At 73.7% G+C, this 16268-nt stretch carries 16 protein-coding genes and 1 pseudogene; 9 read left to right on the forward strand and 8 right to left on the reverse strand.

What is annotated here, in order from left to right:
- Positions 1–41: 41 nt before the first annotated feature.
- Positions 42–596, forward strand: coding sequence for a methylated-DNA--[protein]-cysteine S-methyltransferase (locus MXD57_RS12505; protein WP_250401441.1), 555 nt, complete (start codon positions 42–44; stop codon positions 594–596).
- A gap of 11 nt (positions 597–607) precedes the next feature.
- On the opposite strand, the gene MXD57_RS12510 is transcribed toward MXD57_RS12505, so the two are convergent.
- Positions 608–1036 carry a VOC family protein gene (locus MXD57_RS12510; protein WP_250401442.1) on the reverse strand — a complete coding sequence of 143 codons (429 nt, stop codon included), beginning with the start codon at positions 1034–1036 and terminating at the stop codon, positions 608–610.
- 100 nt (positions 1037–1136) lie between these two features.
- On the opposite strand from MXD57_RS12510, the gene MXD57_RS12515 reads away from it, so the two are divergent.
- Positions 1137–2045: a pseudouridine-5'-phosphate glycosidase gene (locus MXD57_RS12515; RefSeq protein ID WP_250401443.1), complete on the forward strand. Its 909-nt coding sequence runs from the start codon at positions 1137–1139 to the stop codon at positions 2043–2045.
- Positions 2030–2980, forward strand: coding sequence for a carbohydrate kinase family protein (locus MXD57_RS12520; protein ID WP_250401444.1), 951 nt, complete (start codon positions 2030–2032; stop codon positions 2978–2980). Before MXD57_RS12515 ends, MXD57_RS12520 begins: the two co-directional genes overlap by 16 nt.
- Positions 2981–3099: 119 nt before the next feature.
- Here MXD57_RS12520 and MXD57_RS12525 read toward each other — a convergent pair.
- Positions 3100–3504: pseudogene (locus tag MXD57_RS12525) on the reverse strand (SAM-dependent methyltransferase); the annotation flags it as partial.
- A gap of 224 nt (positions 3505–3728) precedes the next feature.
- Between MXD57_RS12525 and corA the strand changes: the two are divergent.
- Positions 3729–4856 carry a magnesium/cobalt transporter CorA gene (corA, locus tag MXD57_RS12530; protein WP_250401445.1) on the forward strand — a complete coding sequence of 376 codons (1128 nt, stop codon included), beginning with the start codon at positions 3729–3731 and terminating at the stop codon, positions 4854–4856.
- Positions 4857–4916: 60 nt separating this feature from the next.
- On the opposite strand, the gene MXD57_RS12535 is transcribed toward corA, so the two are convergent.
- Positions 4917–5549 (reverse strand): uridine kinase, encoded by a 633-nt coding sequence (locus tag MXD57_RS12535; RefSeq protein ID WP_250401446.1) that lies wholly within the window; start codon positions 5547–5549, stop codon positions 4917–4919.
- Between the two features lie 68 nt (positions 5550–5617).
- Between MXD57_RS12535 and MXD57_RS12540 the strand changes: the two genes are divergently transcribed.
- Both MXD57_RS12540 and MXD57_RS12545 read left to right on the forward strand, forming a co-directional pair.
- Positions 5618–6310 carry a DUF2293 domain-containing protein gene (locus MXD57_RS12540; RefSeq protein ID WP_250401447.1) on the forward strand — a complete coding sequence of 231 codons (693 nt, stop codon included), beginning with the start codon at positions 5618–5620 and terminating at the stop codon, positions 6308–6310.
- A 204-nt stretch (positions 6311–6514) separates the two neighbouring features.
- Positions 6515–8002 (forward strand): glutamate synthase subunit beta, encoded by a 1488-nt coding sequence (locus tag MXD57_RS12545; RefSeq protein WP_250401541.1) that lies wholly within the window; start codon positions 6515–6517, stop codon positions 8000–8002.
- Positions 8003–8345: 343 nt separating this feature from the next.
- On the opposite strand, the gene MXD57_RS12550 is transcribed toward MXD57_RS12545, so the two are convergent.
- Together MXD57_RS12550 and MXD57_RS12555 are read right to left on the reverse strand one after the other, a co-directional pair.
- The gene (locus MXD57_RS12550) at positions 8346–8600 is read right to left on the reverse strand and encodes a DUF397 domain-containing protein (protein WP_250401448.1); all 255 of its coding nucleotides are present in this window, start codon (positions 8598–8600) and stop codon (positions 8346–8348) included.
- Complete coding sequence (locus MXD57_RS12555; RefSeq protein ID WP_250401449.1) at positions 8601–9461, reverse strand: helix-turn-helix domain-containing protein; 861 nt, start codon at positions 9459–9461, stop codon at positions 8601–8603.
- A gap of 190 nt (positions 9462–9651) precedes the next feature.
- Between MXD57_RS12555 and MXD57_RS12560 the strand changes: the two genes are divergently transcribed.
- From MXD57_RS12560 to MXD57_RS12570, 3 genes are all read left to right on the forward strand, one after another.
- The gene (locus MXD57_RS12560) at positions 9652–10356 is read left to right on the forward strand and encodes an ATP-binding protein (RefSeq protein ID WP_284505461.1); all 705 of its coding nucleotides are present in this window, start codon (positions 9652–9654) and stop codon (positions 10354–10356) included.
- A complete protein-coding gene (locus tag MXD57_RS12565; RefSeq protein ID WP_250401451.1) occupies positions 10353–10781 on the forward strand; it encodes a hypothetical protein in 429 nt (142 codons plus the stop codon). The genes MXD57_RS12560 and MXD57_RS12565 overlap by 4 nt, the downstream gene beginning before the upstream one ends.
- 414 nt (positions 10782–11195) lie before the next feature.
- On the forward strand, positions 11196–13058 hold the full coding sequence (locus MXD57_RS12570) for an ABC transporter ATP-binding protein (protein ID WP_250401542.1): 1863 nt from the start codon (positions 11196–11198) through the stop codon (positions 13056–13058).
- A 6-nt stretch (positions 13059–13064) separates the two neighbouring features.
- On the opposite strand, the gene MXD57_RS12575 is transcribed toward MXD57_RS12570, so the two are convergent.
- From MXD57_RS12575 to MXD57_RS12585, 3 genes are all read right to left on the reverse strand, one after another.
- Complete coding sequence (locus tag MXD57_RS12575) at positions 13065–13241, reverse strand: hypothetical protein (RefSeq protein ID WP_250401452.1); 177 nt, start codon at positions 13239–13241, stop codon at positions 13065–13067.
- 259 nt (positions 13242–13500) lie between these two features.
- Positions 13501–14145 carry a DUF899 domain-containing protein gene (locus MXD57_RS12580; protein ID WP_250401453.1) on the reverse strand — a complete coding sequence of 215 codons (645 nt, stop codon included), beginning with the start codon at positions 14143–14145 and terminating at the stop codon, positions 13501–13503.
- A gap of 250 nt (positions 14146–14395) precedes the next feature.
- On the reverse strand, positions 14396–16243 hold the full coding sequence (locus tag MXD57_RS12585) for an FUSC family protein (RefSeq protein WP_250401454.1): 1848 nt from the start codon (positions 16241–16243) through the stop codon (positions 14396–14398).
- Positions 16244–16268 lie beyond the last annotated feature (25 nt).

A 16268-nucleotide genomic window follows, 5' to 3' on the forward strand; every position in this document is an offset into this window, starting at 1 on the left:
CGAGCGGGGGCGTTGTCGGTGCCGGGTCGTACCGTGGCCGCATGGACAGTCATGGGCAGGACGGGCAGCGGGTCGTGTGGGCCGTCGTGGACACCGGCATCGGTCCACTGATGCTGGCGGCGACCGGCAAGGGACTGGTCAACGTCGTCTTCCATGCCACGGATCGGGTGCGTGAACGGGCTCTGGAACGGCTGGCCGCCCGGCTGGGCGCCGAACCCGTCGAGGATCCGAGGTCGCAGCTTGCGGCGGAGGCGATACGGCAGCTCGAGGCGTATTTCGCCGGCACTCGGCACGATTTCGACCTGCCCCTGGACTGGTCGCTGATCTCCGGCTTCAACCGGCAGGTGCTGCGCGAACTGGCTTCCTCCGTGCCGTACGGCACGGTGGTCGGCTACGGGGATCTGGCGGGGCGGGTCGGGCAGCCCGGCGGGGCGCAGGCGGTGGGCGCGGCGATGGGCGCCAACCCGCTGCCGGTCGTCGTGCCGTGCCACCGGGTGGTGGAGAGCGACGGGGGCATCGGCGGCTTCGGGGGTGGGCTGGAGACCAAGCGGAAGCTGCTCGCGCTGGAGGGCGTGCTGCCCGAGCCGCTGTTCTGACCGGGCCAGGGCTAGTCGTAGTGCCGGACCTCGACGACATTGCCGTCGGGGTCCTGGAAGTAGAAGCTGCGCGTGGCCTCACCCCGGGCGCCGAAGGAACCGTACCCGACGTCGGTCAGGGGGACGGCCCGCTGGTCCAGACGGGCGCGCAGGGCGTCGAATCCGGCGGACGGCAGGGACAGGCAGACGTGGTTGACGGGGTGGCCGGCGCTGTCCGCCGCGCCGGGGAGCATGTTCATGCGTGCCGCGAGGGACCGCGGCGCGAGGTCGAGGATCGTCTCCTCGTTGACGCGTACGGAGGGGAAGGACACCTTTCCGTCGGTGTACTCGGCGAGCCTCAGGGGCTCGAGGCCGACGGCGTTCTCGTAGAAGGCGGCGGCCGCTACGGGGTCGGCGACCCACAGGACGACATGGTCGAGACGGGCGGTGTGGTCGGTCATGCGGCCCAGGCTGGTGGTGTCCCCCACAGGCCGCAAGCGTTTATCCGGGTCCGGCGCCCGCCAGGGATGAGGAGGGGACCGACGGACAGGAGGCGGGCACGTGGTGCTGGTGGTGTCGGAAGAGGTCCGGGACGCGCTCGACGCCCGGCGGCCGGTGGTGGCGCTGGAGTCCACGATCATCGCGCACGGGCTGCCGCGTCCGCGCAATCTGGCGGTGGCGCTGGAACTGGAGGACACGGTGCGGCGGGAGGGCGCTGTTCCCGCTACCGTCGCCGTGCTGGACGGCCGGCCTCGTGTCGGCCTGGACAAGGGGCAGTTGGAGCGGGTCGCGAACGAGGACGGCATCCGCAAGCTGGGCCATCGCGACCTGGCCCTCGCCGTGGCCGCGGGCGCGGGCGGGGCGACCACGGTGTCGGCGACGGCGCAGCTCGCTGCGCTGGCGGGCGTGCGGGTGTTCGCCACGGGCGGGCTCGGCGGTGTGCACCGGCAGTGGACGGTGACCCAGGACGAGTCGGCCGACCTGGGTCTGCTGGCGAGGACCCGGATCACGGTGGTGTGCGCGGGGGTGAAGTCGATCCTGGACGTGCCGGCGACCCTGCAGCGGCTGGAGACGCTGGGCGTGGCCGTCGCCGGGTACCGCACCGACCGGTTCCCCGGCTTCTACCTGTCCGACTCCGGGCATCCGGTCGACTGGACCCTGGATGACCCCGAGGAGGTCGCGGGGGTCATGCGAGCGCAGGACGCGCTCGACACACCGGATTCCGCACTGATCGTCGCGAATCCCGTCCCGCGGGACGAGCAGCTCGATCCCGAACTGCACGCGCGCGTGCTCGCCGAAGCGCTGCGCGCCTGCGAGGAGGACGGGGTCACCGGGCAGGGGGTGACGCCCTTCCTCCTGGACTACCTGGTCCGGCACACGGACGGGGCCTCGCTGAACGCCAACCTGGCGGCGGTGCGCGGCAACGTGCGGCTGGCGGCACGGATCGCCACGGCGTGGGCCAGGGGGTGAGCTCCGGCGGGGGCGGAGCGCTGCTGGTCGTCGGGGATGTCGTCACCGACGTCGTCGCCCGGCACCGGGGGCCGCTCGCGGCCGGTACCGACACGGCCGCCGCGATCAGGGCCCTGCCGGGCGGCGCGGGCGCCAACGTGGCCTGCTGGGCGGCGCACACGGGCTGTGCGGACGTGCGGCTGCTGGGCCGGGTGGGCGCGGATGCGGCACGGTGGCACGAGCGGGAGCTGGTGGGGGCCGGAGTGCGGCCCCTGCTGGTGATCGACGGGGAGGCAGCGACCGGAACGGTGATCTGCCTCGTCGACAACGGCGCGTCGGCCGAGCGCACGTTCCTCACGGACAGCGGTGCGTCGCTGCGGCTGGCACCGGCCGACTGGAGCGACGCCCTGCTCGAGGGGGTCGCCCGGTTGCATCTGTCGGGCTACCTGCTGTTCTCGGAGCGGAGCCGTGCGCTCGCCCGGGTGGCTCTTGCCGCGGCACGCGCGCGTGGCGTGCCGGTCAGTCTGGATCCGGCGTCGGCGGGCTTCCTGGAGCGTTTCGGAGTCGACCGCTTCCTGGCCTTCGCGCAGGGGGTCGACGTGCTGCTGCCCAGCCGTGACGAGGCGTGCCTGCTGACGGGGCTGACCGAGCCGGGTGAGGCGGCCGCCGAGTTGAGTCGTCTGGTCCCGCTGGTGGCCGCCAAGTCGGGTGCGGACGGGGCGCTGGTGGCGCGTTCGGGGATCCTGGTGGACCGGATTCCGGCCGTGCCCGCCGATCCGGTGGACACGACGGGCGCGGGCGACGCCTTCACCGGCGCGTTCCTGGCCGCCCTGCTGGCGGGCGCGGCTCCGGCGGAGGCGGCGGCCAGCGGCTGCGGGGCGGGCGCGCTGGCGGTGCGGAGGGTGGGCGGCAGACCGCCGCACCGGGACTCCGGCGGCCCGCCCCCACCCGGCTGACCGGGTCGTTCCGACCGCACCGGGGCAGGACGCCCGGCGCCCGGCCAGGGAGGGGTGTGAGAGTCCCGTCGTCCGGTCACGGGGCGGGCGGGACTTCCGCAACAGGCACCTGGCCGGGCCCTGCGTCCCCACGCGGAGATCATCGGTGCGGTGGCCGGGTCCGTGTCGCCCGCCCGCACGTTGGCCGGGTGCCGGTCGATGTCCTCGTCGGTGGCGAGACCCGCGGCGACCAGCCGGCCCCGGATCTGACGGACCGTGGCGGACTCCGGGGCGGTGCAGGCCGGTGAGGTGAGGAGGAAGCAGGCGTCGGCCCCGACCTCGTGCAGTCCTGCCTCACGCGGCAGGCGCGGGCGGCCTGCGGCCGTACGACAGGTCGGCGCCCCGCTCGGCGGCCAGGCTGCGGAAGCCGCTCCGCAGCCGGTCGGCGAGACGCTGCTCGGGGCCGTGCCGTCGGGACAGGGCAGCGGGTGGAGGGCCGGGGCGGCGTCCTCGATCAATAGGCGCCCCCCGGGCCGCAGTGACCTCCGCCTCGTCCTGCCGGTCGTCCGGGAGACAGCCGTCGGACGATGTCATGGCGCGGGCATCGCACTCGGGGGGAAGGGTAGGCGGGAACAGGCGCTGTCCACAGGCGGGTGGAAAGCGGAAGTGGCTGTTCCCACAGGCCCGCCCGGACATTTCCCGGGGCTGGCACACTTGCCGGGCAGGGCGCGAAAGCGTTGTGCGAGGAGATCCACGCGAGGAGATCCAGATGTCGATGGCGGGGAATCTGCGGAAGGTCACCGGACTGGGCAGGGCCGGCGGGCTGCGCAAGGTGGCGCGGCTGGCACGGCGGCGGCCGCGCGTGGACCTGAGCCATCCCGCCCGGTCTCCGCTGGGTTCGTCGGTGGTGAACTGCGTGACGTATCAGGACGGGGTCCGGGTGCCGGGGTGCTCGGATCTGGTGGATGCCGTGGCCAAGGTGCGCAAGAGCGGCGAGGGGTTCGTCTGGCTGGGGCTGCACGAGCCGACGGACGGCGAGTTCAGCGACCTCGCCCGGCTTTTCGACCTGCATCCGCTGGCGGTGGAGGACGCGGTGGAGGCCCATCAGCGCCCGAAGCTGGAGCGGTACGCGGAGACCCTGTTCACGGTGTTCAAGACCGTCTGCTACGTGGAGCACGAGCAGTTGACGGCGACGAGCGAGGTGGTCGGCACCGGAGAGATCATGGTGTTCGTCGGTGAGGAGTTCGTCATCACGGTACGGCACGGCCGGCACGGGTCGCTGGGGCCGCTGCGCGAGGAGTTGGAGGCTGATCCGGAGCAGCTCGCCAAGGGGCCGGCGGCGGTGCTGCACGCGATCGCCGACCATGTCGTCGACGAGTATCTGAGCGTGACGGACGCGGTGCAGGCGGACATCGAGCAGGTGGAGACGGACGTGTTCTCGGAGGGCGGCGCCCGGGCCGACCCGGGACGCATCTACCAGCTCAAGCGTGAACTGCTGGAACTGAAGCGCGCGGTGGTGCCGCTCGGACGTCCGGTCGAGGACCTGGCGACCCGGCCGATCAGGGTGATCGCCCCGGAGATACAGGCGTACTTCCGGGACGTGGCCGACCACTTGATGCGGGCCAGGGATCAGATAGCCGCGTTCGACGAACTGCTCAACTCGATTCTGCAGGCGCACCTCGCGCAGGTGACGGTCGCCCAGAACGAGGACATGCGGAAGATCACGGCCTGGGCGGCGGTGGTCGCCGTGCCGACGATGGTGTGCGGGGTCTACGGCATGAACTTCGACCACATGCCCGAGCTGCACTGGCGGTTCGGATATCCGCTGGTCATGGGCGTGATGGCGATGGCCTGTCTCGTGCTGTACCGGGGCTTCAGGCGCAACGGCTGGCTCTGACCCGGGCAGGCGGAAGGTCACGGCCCTTCACGTACGGGGATGGGCGGCGGGCCGTCCGGTTCAGCCGTGCCATGCGGGATGTCCGGGGTCGTCGGCGCGCACGAGGACGTCGGCGGTGTCGGCGGGCGCGGCCTCGGCCGCGTAGCGCTCGAACGCGGGCAGGGTCCAGTGGTCGGACTCCGGGGTGCGGCGACGCAGGGCGCCCGGGGAGAGGAGGACGTGGACGGTCAGGTCGAACGGGAACCAGTGGCGCAGCAGGAGCGGGCCGTGCAGCAGCAGGACGCCGCCGGGCGGGAGCTGGACGTACGGGCTGCGGGTGGCACGGTCGGTGACCGGGTCCCACAGGTCGGGCAGGACGCGGCCGCTGCCGCCGGGGTCGAGCGGGCCGAGGACCTCACGCCACAGGGCGCCGGTGTCGAACCAGCCGCTGTAGTACGACTCGGTGTCGCGGCGGCCGTGCTCCAGCCGGAGGGACGCCGGGCGCAGGAAGCCCTCCGCGCCGACGACGAGCGAGGGCCGCCCGCGCACGCGCAGCGCCTGGGCCACCCGGTCGGCGAGGTCACCGGGACGGGCGGCCGGTGCTCCGTCGAAGCCGGTACGCGTCCAGGCGCCACCGCCGGCCGGCTCCAGGTCGAGCAGCCGGTCGGCGAGCCGCTCGGCGAGCCGGTCCCAGGTGATCGCTTCGAGTCGCACGGGCCCATGATGCCGGGTGCGGGCCGGCGGCGCGGGAGGGGAGGGCCGGGACGGGGAAGGCACCACCCATGGCGGCATCCGCAACTCCCCCGGTCCCGGGCGGCCTTGTCGTGGTCCAGCCCCTGCGGCGCAAGCACTGTGCCGGGTGCCGGCGTGGTCCGCTGTCGCTGCTCGTACTGGAGGGTGGGGCACCACGCTGTCTGGACTGCGTCGACCTCGGACACCTGGTCTTCCTGCCGCGCGGTGACACGGCCCTGACGCGAAGAGCGCGGGAGGAGAGCGAGCTGTGGGCGGTGGTGGTGCGGTTCGACCGGCGCCGGGGCCGGTACGAAAGGCAGGGCCTGCTCGTGGAGGAGCGGGCACTGGCCCGGGCCGAGGAACGCTGTCTGGCGGACGCGGAGGCACGACGCCTGCGGCGGGCCAGGGACGCCCGGCGCAGGGCGGCGGAGGACGAGCGGTTCGCGGCGGCGTTCGCGGCGGAGATCGTGCGTCTGTTTCCGGGCTGCCCGGCCGAACGGGCATGGGCGATCGCGGCGCACGCGTCGGCGAGGGGCAGCGGCAGGGTGGGGCGCAGCGCGGCCGGGCGCGCGCTGACGGAAGGGGCGGTGACCTCGGCGGTCATGGCCGCCGTACGCCATGCGGACACTCCGTACGACCGGCTGCTGATGAGCGGTGTGCCGAGGTACGAGGCACGGCGGCGGATCGCGGCGACGGTGGCCGGTGTGCTGCGGGGATGGGCCGGGACCGCCGAAGTCGGCTGAGGCTCCGGGGGCCGGCGCCCACTCGCTCCGGGCACCGCGGGGAGGCAGCCCGTCTCCTGCCGGGGAAGGCCCATGAGAAAGCGCTGTCCGCCGCTCTGCGCGGGTCCGGGCGGGGACGTATCGTGGCCGGAAGGGTGCCGCCCGATGACGCACGGCCCGTCGTACACCCAGTACCGCGGGTACACGTACGCGAGGAACACGACCATGGCCGATCCCAAGGGGTTCATGACGACGCCACGGCAGGAGTGGCCGCGGCGGCCGGTCGAGGAACGGGTCCGGGACTGGGACGAGGTCTACGTCCCCGGGGCGCTGCTGCCCATCATCAGCAAGCAGGCGGACCGCTGCATGGACTGCGGTGTCCCGTTCTGCCACCAGGCCTGCCCGCTGGGAAACCTCATCCCCGAGTGGAACGACCTGGTCTCCCGGGAGGACTGGCGGGCGGCGAGCGACCGGCTGCACGCGACGAACAACTTCCCCGAGTTCACCGGGCGGCTGTGCCCGGCGCCCTGCGAGGCGGGATGCGTGCTCGCGATCAACCAGCCGGCGGTCACCATCAAGAACGTCGAGTGCGCGATCGCCGACCGGGCCTGGGCGGACGGGTTCACCCCGCCACGACCTCCGGAACGGCTCTCGGGCAGGACCGTCGCGGTGATCGGGTCGGGACCGACGGGGCTCGCCGCGGCGCAGCAACTGACCCGGGCCGGACACACCGTCGCGGTGTACGAGAAGGACGACCGGCTCGGGGGCCTGATGCGCTACGGCATCCCCGAGTTCAAGATGGAGAAGCGGCATCTGGAGCTGCGGCTGGAGCAGATGCGGGCCGAGGGGACGAAGTTCCGTACGTCGACGGCGGTCGGACGGGACGTCCCGGCGGCCGAGCTTCGTTCGCGCTACGACGCGGTGGTGCTCGCCACGGGTGCCACGGCCTGGCGGGAACTCCCGGTGCCGGGAAGGGAGTTGCGCGGGATACACCAGGCCATGGAGTACCTGCCGCTGGCCAACCGGGTGTGCGCGGGCGACCTGGAGGTCTCGCCGCTGTCCGCGGCCGGCAAGCACGTGGTGATCGTGGGCGGTGGGGACACCGGTGCCGACTGTCTGGGCACCGCGGTACGTGAGGGTGCCGCGTCCGTGAGCCAGCTCGACATCTACGCACAGCCCGGTGCCGAGCGCGACGAGGACAGCGAGCCCTGGCCGACGTACCCGAAGATCTACCGGCTGTCGGCCGCGCACGAGGAGGCCCGGGAGCTGCGGACGGCTCCGGCGGCGGACGCCGACGCCCGGCTGTTCGCGGCGTCGACGCTCCGTTTCGCCGGGGACGACGGCGGGCACGTCCGGTCGCTGCACCTGGTCGAGGTCGACGAGCGGCGGCAGCCGGTTCCGGGCACGGGGCGCACCCTGCCCGCCGACCTCGTACTGCTGGCCCTCGGCTTCTCCGGGCCCGACCGCGAGGACGGGCTCGTCGAGCAGCTGGGGCTCGCCATGCAGTCACGCGGCACGATCGCCCGGGACGAGGGCTTCGCCACCAACGTCGCCGGTGTATTCGCCGCCGGGGACGCGGCGCGCGGACAGTCGCTCATCGTGTGGGCGATAGCGGAGGGGCGGGCGGTGGCTGCGGCCGTCGACCACTACCTGACGGGTGATTCACGTCTTCCGGCACCGATTTCGGCGTACGACCGGCCGATGACCGCCTAGCCTCACCGGCTGACGGCTGACGGCTGACGGCTGACGGCTGACGGCGGCGCACCGCCGCGCGCGTGCCGACGCGGCGGCTGACGGGAGCCTCCACCGGGACGCGGGGGCCGAGTGCCGCAATCCGCCGGCCCATGCGCCGGCCCATGCGCCGGCCGACGGCGCGGTTGTCCCCACCGCAGAGGCACCGGTCCCACCTGTGCACCGGACCCGGTCTGCCGGCGTCGATCCGGACGGCCGTCGGGGTCTGCCCCGTCATGCGCCGCCCGCGGGCGTCCGACGTGCCGGGGAATCAAGTCGATCTCGCAAGAAGGATGTTGAGCGACAAGCAATAGTCATCAGCGGTTCAGGAGAGCAGGAAGTCGGCCACCCCCGCCTTGGCGCCCTCGATGAAGGCGGTCATCTCGTCCGAGGTGTAGATCAGCGCCGGCCCGTCCGGGTCGGTCGACTGGCGTACGGCGATCCGGCCGTCGGCGAGCTTCATCGCCTCCAGGCAGTTCCCGCCGTTGCCGCCGCTCCAGGGCTTGTGCCACCCCTCGCTGCCCAGCTCCCGCGCGGGCATGCCGTTGTAGACGTGACTGCGCGGCGTTATGCGGTCCATTCACAGCTCCTTGCGGAGATCCCGGAGGATCTCCTTCGTGCGTTGTGCGGTGGCGGCCTGCGCCGCCATGCGGTCCATGACCTCCAGGTGGGTCGCCACCTCGGAGCGCGCGTCCAGGTAGACCGCGCCGGTCAGGTACTCGCTGTAGACCATGTCCGGAAGTTCGGGCACGGCGAACCGGAAGAGCACGAAGGGCCCGTACGTACCCGGGTGCGGCCCGTTGGCGAACGGGGCGACCTGGAGCGTCACGTTGGGCAGCTTCGTGGCCTCGAGCAACTTGTCGATCTGCGCGCGCATCACCTCGGGGCCGCCGACCTGGCGACGCAGAGCGGTCTCGTCCATCACCGCCCAGAAACGGGGGGCGTCGGGGCGGGTGAGCAGGTTCTGGCGCCGCATGCGCAGCGCGACATGGCGCTCGATGTCGTCGGGGCTGGTCTGGCCGATGGCCCCCGATCTCAACACGCCGCGTGCGTAGTCCTCGGTCTGCAGCAGGCCCGGGACGAAGTGCGGCTCGTAGGAGCGGATGAGGCCGGCCGCGCCCTCGAGACTGACGTACATCGAGAACCAGCCCGGCAGGATGTCGTGGAACCGCTGCCACCACCCCGGCCGGTTGGCCTCCTCGGCTAGCTGGACGAAGAGTTCGGCCTCGTCGTCGGGAACGCCGTAGGCCTTCAGCAGCAGTTGCAGGTACGGGATCTTGAGGGCGACCTCGGCCATCTCCATCCGACGGATGGTGGCGGGGGCGACGCGCAGGACGCGGGCCGCCTCCTCACGCTTCAGCCCGGCCCGTTCCCGCAGGTCCAGCAGGCGCCTGCCGAGGACCACCTGGCCCACGGTCGGCGCGGACCGCGGTTCGCTCACGCTCCACCTCCGACACGATCCGCCACGGCACAAGGATTCCTGACAGCCCTACGGCGCCATTCGAAGACCCGTTCGAAGATCCATTGGATCGCCGATGGTCCCAATTGGCGCCGTTCGAGGTGCTGTTGCGAGCAGTGTGCCACGGCCGACAACCGGGTCACACAACACTCTGCATTTTTCAGAGTGACACTTGCCAAGTGTCCACGCCGGGGAGATAGTGGCAAGCGTGATTCCGTCCCCGCCCTTAGGAACAGACGCCGCCGCAGACCCTCTGCGTCTCGGTGCCGACGGGTGTTCCCCGGCTCGGGCAGGTTCGAGTGCGGGTGAGGCGGCGGCCCGTGACGGGAGCGCCGCCGGGCGCCGGTTCCGCTTCGAGCTGGCCGCGCACCCGGGTTCCCCGGCGCAGGCGAGACGTCTGGCGCGCGCCCGGCTGACCGGCTGGTCGGTGTGCGAGGACACCTGCGACACCGCGGCCCTGGTCATATCCGAGCTCGTCACCAACGCGATCGTGCACACCGCGAGCAGCCGTGTCGTGTGCGAGCTGCACGACCACGACGACACGGTGCGCATAGCCGTGCACGACGAGGGCTGCGCACCCGGCGAACCCCACCCCTCCCCGCAGCGGCCCGACGAGGAACACGGCAGGGGACTGCTCCTGGTGGACGCGATGTGCCGGGCCTGGGGCGCCCAGGAACACGGGCCCGGGCTGCTGGTCTGGGCCGAGCTGGCCCGCCAGACCGACGCGGCCCACGACCTCACCGAACCGCACAACGACCTGGGCTGGGGCACCCGTCCCAAGCCCGGCGGGCCACCGCCCGGCCCGGGCGACGACGAGGAGGCGCAGGCCCGGCACCGGGCACCGGCGCAGCGGCGCCGGACCCGGGAACGCCTGTGAGCGCCGCGGAGGAGTGCGGCCGAGGGCTCGGCCTGGACACCCTGGTCCGTCTCGGACGCCACCGGCAGGTACCGGCCCAGGGACGCCGCCCAGCGGTCCCGGAGGGCATGACGGCCCCGCTCGGCTGCGACGCCGTGGCCGTTCCGGACCACCTCGGACCACTGATCCTGCCGCGGCTGCCCCGGGTGGGCTGCGTGTACGCCGACGGGGCCCACTGGTGGTGGATCGTTCCTTCGGATTCCGACTACGCCCTCCCCTGGCCGGCACCCACCCGCTACGCCCTGGGCGCGCCCGTCCCCGGTACCGCCCGTCTGATCCACCGCCCCGAGGGCACCGTCCCCTACACGCCGCCGATCCCCCTGTACCTGGCCCTGTGCCGGGTGACCGGCACGACGCCGGACTGGTCCCGAGCCGTCTCGGCGTGAGGCGGCAGGCCGCCCGACGCACTGCGTGACCGGGCGCGACCTGCGGCGTGGCACGGCCGGCGGCCCGAAGCGGCTCGCGGCCCGGGCTCGGCGACCCGCCCCCGCGGGCCCCTCACAACCGCGCCCCGCTCCCCGAGCCGCCGCTCCCCCGCCCGTGCTCCCCGTGCGCCCCCGGCACCCCCGCTCGCGCCCTGCCCCGGCACCGGCCCGGCCGCGATAGTGGCCGTGCCCGTCCGGCCGAGGCCCGGGCGGGCCGCACGGTGAGCCCGACAAGGGTCCACGGCCTGGCGGGGAGCGGGGAGCGGTTCACGGTGCCCCGGGGGGAGGTTCCTGGTGCGGAAGAGGCGTGCGGCGGCGGGGCCGGAGGTCTCTGCGTCGGAGCGGCTGCTGTTCGGCGGAGCGCTGCGCTACGACATGGGATGGAACAAGCATGCCGACGCCTTCCTGGAGCTGGGTTTCCGGGCGATGGTGGCCCGGCTGCCCGGCATGCTGGCCGCCAGCCTGCGGCTGGCCCGGCAGGCGGATCCGCCGGCCGCGCGGACCGTGCTGGTCGCCGAGGCGGGCCGGGGCGTGGCCCAGGCGGTGAGTCTGCTGGCCGTGAACAGCGCGCTCGGCAGGCTGCTGGCCGGGACGGACATCGAGCGGCGGCTGCGCGACGCCGTACCCGCCCTGGCGGTCGTGGCCGCCATGATGCTGGTCACGGCGCTGCTGCGGGCGGCCTCCACCCATGCCACCGGACGGCTGGAACCCAAGGTGGAACGGGTGGCGACCGAGCTCTACCTGGAGCGGGCGGCCAATGTGGAGCTGGCCGCGATCGAGGACCACGCCTTCCACAAACTGCTGGACACCGCCCGCTACGGCGCCCAGTCCGCCCGTCGCATGATCATGTACGGGGCCCGGGTGATCAACGCGGTGATCTCCCTGGTCGCCGCGGCCGGCGTGCTCACCGTCCTGCATCCGGCGCTGCTTCCGCTGCTGGTGACCATGACCCTGCCCAGCGCCTGGAGCGCCCTGACCAACGCCCGCCGCCGCTACGAGTCCTTCCACGTCTGGGTACAGCACTCCCGTGCCGGCCATCTGATCGGCCACCTGCTCACCGAACCGGCGGCGGCCCCGGAGATCCGGGTGCACGGCGTCGGTCCGTTCCTGCTGCGGCACTACCGGTCCATGTCGGAGTCCGCGGAGGCCGAACAGGCCCGGCTGTCCCGGCTGGCCGCCCGGACCGGCCTGATCGCGGCCGCCTGGACGGGTCTCGCGACCGTCGCGACGTACGTCACCCTGGGCGCGCTGCTGCTGACCGGCGCGATGGCGCTGGCGGTGGCCGGCACCGCCGTGATCGCGATCCGTACCGGGGCGGGGAGCCTGGACACCCTGGTACTCCAGATCAACGAGCTGCACGAGCAGGCCCTGTTCGTGGGCGATCTGCAGCGGCTCTACGCCGAGGGCGCCGAACGGGCCATCCCGGCCGGCGGCAGCCCGCTGCCCGAGGAGCCCGAGGAGATCCGGTTCGAGCACGTCACGTTCAGTTACCCGGGTGACGCGGCCCGCCCGGCCCTCGACGACGTGTCCCTCACCTTCCCCATCGGCCGGATCATCGCGCTCGTCGGGGAGAACGGCTCGGGCAAGACGACCCTCGTCAAGCTGCTCGCGGGGCTCTACGCCCCGGACCGGGGCCGCATCCTGTGGGACGGCGTCGACGCGGCGGACGCCGACCGGCGGCTGCTCGCCGAGCGCGTCGCGATGGTGGCGCAGGACTTCAAGCGCTGGCCGTTCACGGCCCGGGTGAACGTGGCCGTCGGCCGGCCCTCCGCTTCCCTGACCGAGGAACGTCTGGCCACGGCGCTGGCCGAGGCGGGCGCCGAGGACGTGGTCGCGGAGCTGCCGCGCGGTCTGGACACCCTGCTCGCACGCGAGTTCAGCGGCGGCCACGAGCTGTCCGGCGGCCAGTGGCAGCGTCTCGGCATCGCCCGGGCCGCCTACCGTCGCGGCCGGATCCTGATCGTGGACGAACCCACTGCGGCGCTGGACGCGCGGGCCGAACTGGAGGTGTTCGAGAAGATCCGGGCGCTGGCGGGCAACGGCCAGACCGTCGTGCTGATCACTCACCGGCTGGCCTCGGTCCGCCACGCCGATCTGGTCCACGTACTGGAGCACGGACGGCTGGTGGAGTCGGGCACCCCGGACGAGCTGCTGACCAGGGGCGGGGTGTACGCGGAGCTGTACGCGCTGCAGGCCGAGCAGTTCACGGCCAGGGTCCCCGCCCCCAAGCCGGCCTGAGCGGCCTCACTCGGCGCCGTCGCCGCCGGGCACGATCACCAGGAACGTGTCCGTCGCCAGGTCCATCACGACCTCGGCGGGCAGTCCCTCGAGCCGGCGCGCGTGCGCGAACTCCTCCGCGGGCCACGATCCGCGCGGGCCACCGGCGGGAAACCGTTGGAGCACCGTTCGCCCGTTCACCATCTCGCACCTCCAGAGAGCGTTGTACTCGTATGAGTCAACGCTCCGAGGAGGGTGAACGCCTCGCCCGGTGACCCGACTGAGACATGGTTGACACCGGTTCGGCGCGGACCGTGAGAGTCCGTTCACCTTGCGACACGAACCGTACGTCCGGGGACCGGTACGGTGCCTTCCCTGTCAGCCCCTCGCCCCGCGCCGGCCGTCGTGCCCCTCGCCCCGCGAACGGTCGTCGTGGCCGTCGCACCTCGGGGCCATGGGTCCGTCAGTCCCCGTACTCGTCGTGGTACCGGAGCCGGTCGCCGCCCGGCGGATTGGGGCCCAGAGCGGTCAGCGCGAGCAGGCCCGCGGTGGTGCCCAGCGCGTCCAGAGCGCCGTCGTGGACCGAGTAGGTGTGGAAGACCCGGTCCCGGTCCCGCAGGAAGCAGCTCAGCCCCGGCCGTTCGACGAGGTCCCCGGCCCGTTCCACGGTCGCCTCGAAGTCGCGGTCGAACTCGCTGTGACAGGAGGAGTACCAGGGCACCACCCAGCCCATGCGCGCCTTGAACGGCAGGATCCGGGTGAACGGCGCCCGGGAGACGGCGGCGAACGAGGTGTCGCGCGCGTGCAGATGGGCGAGGTGGCCGACCTGGTCGAGGAAGGCCGCGCAGCAGGGGCAGCCGGCCGGCCACTCCGGAGCGAACATGAAGTGGTGGACCACGAGTTGGGTCCGGCCCTCGAAGAGGTCGAGCAGGGTGGCCTTCCCGTCACCGCCCTCGAACACGTACTCCGGGTCGACCTCCACCATGGGCAGCCGCCGCCGCTCGGCGCTCAGCACCTCCAGCGCTCTGCGGACCGCCTCCTCCTTGAGCAGCAACGCCTCCCGCGCCGCGCGCCACCGCTCACGCGAGACGATCTCCGGTAGCGACATGGGTCCTCCTGTCCTACGGTCTGTGTCAATTCGCTTCCGGTTGGTGACCGCCGACGGATGCGGAACTCATCGAAGTCCGCGAAGATTCTTCCCACGGGCGGCCACCTGGAGGTCCGCCCTCCAACGGCCGGCGGCTCCCGCGGCTCCCGGCGCACTGGAGGCCGCGCGTCAGGACCTTTCCGCCCGGACCGCCCCTCCCGGTGCGGGCCGGGCCGCCCCTGCCGCCCGTGCCGTCCCTGCCGGGCGGGGGCTATGCGGCGGCGGGCGGCGCGGTCCACGCCTCACGCCGCTCCAGCTCGTCGAGCAGGTCCCGCAGCAGCCCGGTGTGCCGAGGAGTGAGCCGCCCGGTGTCGTCGAGGTGCACCGCACAGGCCGTGGTGGTGTCCACCAGGCGTTCCAGCACGACGGCGACGGTGTCCGTGCCCTCGGTGTGGCGGGCCAGGGCGGGCAGCTCGGCGGCGGACACCGCGATCGCGGTACGGGCCTCGGCGAGGGCGCGGTAGGCCTCCCTGCGCAACGCCCACCGCTGCGCGCGGTCACCGGACTCGTTCAGGACGTGCGCCAGGTAGGCACGCGCGGCGCTCCCGGCGGTGTCGAGCCGGGCCCGTACCCCGCCGCCCCGCCTGCCGGACATCGGCAGGTGCCCGACGACCAGCACGATCACGCAGGCCAGCAGGGTCTCGGCGATACGGCTGAGCGACGCCTGCGGCTCGCCGCCGATCATGACCAGGGCGAGCACCAGGGGGGTGATGACGGCGGTCAGCGCGGCGAAGTTCCGGGTGGACAGGGGGACGAGCGCCCCGCACACCGTCACCAGGACGACCAGCCCCTCCGGCCGGGGCAGCAGCGCGGCGAACCCGGCGAACACCAGGGCCCCCAGCACGGTCCCCGCGACCCGGCACAGCACCCGGGAGGCGAGCGGCCCGAGGTCCGGCTTGACCAGGAAGACGGCCGTGGCGGGCAGCCAGTACCAGTGCTGGTGCTGCCCGTACCAGCGGGCGTCGTGCAGTGCCTGGGCGACGGCCGCGCTCGCCCCGAAGCAGACGGCGACACGCAGCCCGTACTCCCGGCCACCGGTACCGAACGCGGCCCGGACGGCGTCGCGTAGCCCCCGCCGCCGGGCGGGCGGCCGGTGCTCGGCTTCCCCGGTCCGGTCGAAGGCCTCGGCGGCACGCAGCAGGGCGTCGTCGAGGGCGCGCAGGGCGGGCGCCGACCGACTGGGGGCGGGCAGCGGTCCGGTGCCGGTGTTGCCGCGCACCGCGGCGGCGAGCCGGCGGGGCCCCTCGGCCGCCCGGGCGGAGACCGGCTCGCCCGCCCAGGCCAGGGCGGTGGCGGCCTCGGCGAGGGGCAGCGCGGCGGTGAACTGGGCGTGCAGCCGGCGCTCGGCGGCGGAGCTCGCGCGGCGGCGCAGCCGGGGGCCGGTGAGGGCGTCCTGGGCGTGGTCCAGGGCGGCGGTGAGGGCGGCCCGCCGGGCCGTGGCGCTCCCGCTGCCCGCGGCGTCGAGCAGCGCGGCGACGGCGTCGTACACGTCGGCGACCGCGGTCCGCTCGCCGTCGAAGCGGAAGTCACCGGCGAGCGAGCCGGGCGTGGGCAGAGCGAGGCGCAGCAGGAGCAGCCAGCCAGCCCCGGCGAGGAAGGCCAGGCCCTGCTGCCAGCCGTTGCCGGGCGCCGGTGTCCCGGCGCCGACGGCGGCGGTGACGAGCAGTTGGGTGCCGGCTGCGGAGGCGACCGGCCCGACGGCGCTGATGCCGCCGGCGGCCAGTCCGAGCACGGTGAGGAGCAGGGTCAGCGGCACCGCGGACAGGTGCTGCCCGGCATATGTGCCCACGAGCAGTCCGGCGGCTCCGGCCAGCGCGGGCGCCCCGAGCCGTTTGACGGAGGCACGCCTACTCCCGGGCCGGTCGTTGATGCCGGCGAGCATCGCGGCGATGGCGGCGAGCACGCCCAGCGGAGTCCGGCCCGCGAGCATTGCGGCGAGCAGCAGCGGCCCGGCGGCGAGCGCGCCCCGGGTCAGCGCGCTCCACGGGACGGGCCCGCGCTGAGTACGCAGGGCGTGCGCGAGCCAGGGTGGCGGTGACAGTGCGGCGGGGCGCGACACGGAGCTCCTGTCCGGACTAGGGCGG

Source organism: Streptomyces cellostaticus (assembly GCF_023630175.1).
GTDB classification, from domain to species: domain Bacteria; phylum Actinomycetota; class Actinomycetes; order Streptomycetales; family Streptomycetaceae; genus Streptomyces; species Streptomyces cellostaticus_A.